Below are 283 nucleotides of genomic sequence, written 5' to 3'. Positions count from 1 at the left end.
CTCATCGTCGCCGCCCTCCAGGCCGCCCCGAAGTTCGGCATCACGCGCGTGTCCCTCAACTTCGCGATGTTCCGCTCCGCGCTCGCGCGCGGGGAGAAGATCGGCGCCGGCCCTGTCCTGCGCGCCTGGCGCGGGCTGCTCGTCTTCCTCTCCCGCTGGTTCCAGATCGAGTCCCTCTACAAGTTCAACGCGAAGTTCCAGCCCCGCTGGGAGCCCCGCTTCGTCGTCTACCGCAACTCCGGCGACCTGCCCCGCATCGGCATCGCCGCCCTTCAGGCCGAAG

The 283-nt window shown here is 69.6% G+C and carries 1 protein-coding gene; it reads left to right on the top strand.

Annotation, left to right across the window (positions count from 1 at the left end):
* On the top strand, window positions 1–283 hold a 283-nt coding region (locus AOK24_RS51655), incomplete at both ends, for a phosphatidylglycerol lysyltransferase domain-containing protein (protein ID WP_240554297.1).

Origin of the sequence: Streptomyces niveiscabiei, assembly GCF_001419795.1 — a bacterium.
In the GTDB taxonomy this organism is placed as follows: domain Bacteria; phylum Actinomycetota; class Actinomycetes; order Streptomycetales; family Streptomycetaceae; genus Streptomyces; species Streptomyces niveiscabiei.
This window is presented reverse-complemented; position numbering and strand designations above follow the sequence as displayed.